Origin of the sequence: Bradyrhizobium sp. CCH5-F6 (assembly GCF_001556045.1) — a bacterium.
GTDB lineage: Bacteria > Pseudomonadota > Alphaproteobacteria > Rhizobiales > Xanthobacteraceae > Bradyrhizobium.
In genome coordinates this window covers 1-1,562 of the sequence record NZ_LSIC01000120.1, presented here as the reverse complement: position 1 = coordinate 1,562, position 1,562 = coordinate 1, and the positions used below count along the sequence as shown (strand labels likewise).

1 protein-coding gene is annotated in these 1,562 nt (G+C 64.2%); it reads left to right on the top strand.

Annotated elements, in window-relative coordinates:
* Positions 1 to 227: 227 nt before the first annotated feature.
* Positions 228 to 1,562 (top strand): DUF1522 domain-containing protein (locus tag AX729_RS20995; RefSeq protein ID WP_156457107.1); only part of this gene is annotated, 1,335 nt, incomplete at its 3' end.

The window sequence follows — 1,562 nt, the reverse complement described above, 5'->3', positions numbered from 1 at the left end:
CGCGCTGTCGCTGGCCAACCAGTCGCAGCAGAGCGTGCTGCAGCTGCTCCGCTAAGTCGCGGACCACATCGTAAGCAAGATCCGGCGGCGGGGCTTCGGCCCCGCCGTTTTGTTTTTTAGGAGCGAGGTTCCATTTTTAACATTTGTTAGAAGATCGAGGGCAAGGTCCTGCAGTCGGTTCGATCAGTTGCGATCGTGAGTGTCGACGCGTTCCCAGAAGGGCGAGTATGTCTGGAATTGTTCTTTCTGCGTCGGTTCGCCAGAACCTGTTGTCGCTGCAGTCGACTGCCGATCTTCTCGCCACCACCCAGAGCCGCCTGTCGACCGGCAAGAGCGTCAACTCGGCTCTCGACAATCCCACCAACTTCTTCACGGCACAGTCGCTCGACAACCGTGCCAGCGACATCAACAACCTGCTGGATGGCATCGCCAACGGCGTGCAGGTGCTGCAGGCCGCCAACACCGGCATCACCTCGTTGCAGAAGCTGATCGACAGCGCCAAGTCGATCGCCAACCAGGCCCTGCAGACCACCGTCGGCTATTCCTCGAAGTCGAACGTCTCCACCACGATCTCGGGTGCGACGGCGTCCGACCTGCGCGGCACGACCAGCTACACCAGCGCGGGCGCCTTGGGCAACGTGCTCTATAGCGGTGCTGCAGGTGGCGCGACTGCGGCTGCTAGCGGCACCACGCTGGGCGGCATTTCGGGCGCTTACACGGGGTCGGTCATCAGCGGGGTGACGACGGCGGCCAAGCGACTGAATGGTTTTGCTCCTGCCGGCGACGCCAACGCCGGCGTTGTTGCGGGTGACACGCTCACCGTCAACGGCAAGACCGTGACGTTCGTTGCGGGCGATGCGCCTGCCACGGCGCCGACGGGCCTCACGCAGGTTGCGTTTGTTATTGCCACGACGACCGGTAACGTCTTCACCGACAGCAGCGGCAACGTGTCGGTTTACCTTGGCTCCGCCGATTCGGCTACGATCGGAGACGTGCTGACCGCCATCGATCTCGCCAGCGGCGTGCAGAGCAACGACGCGGGCACTCTCACATCAAACGCGGGACAGACCCCGTCCGCCGTCACCGGCGGCGCGCTGAAGCTGCAAAGCACGACCGGTTCCGACCTGAGCGTGACCGGCAAGGCCGACATCCTGAAGGCCCTCGGCCTGACGGCTGCGACCGGTGCGGGCAACGTCACAGTTTCCGCGACCCGTACCACGAGTGCCGCGACCCTGTCGTCGTTCATCTCGTCGGGTTCGACCCTGAACGTCGATAGCCATGTCATCACCTTCAAGGATGGCCCGACGCCGGCCGCGGCTTCGCTCGCCTCCACCCAGGGTGTGTCCGGTAACGTCGTCACCGACGGCAACGGCAACTCGACGGTCTATCTGCAGAGCGCGACGATCGCCGACGTGCTGAAGGCGGTCGACCTCGCGACGGGCGTGCAGACCTTCACGCTCAACGGCAGCGGCGGTGGTACGCTCGCGACCGCGTCGGGTCAGACCAACTCGTCGATCAACGCCTCCGGTCAGCTCAAGCTCTCGACCGGCGTCAATGCCGAC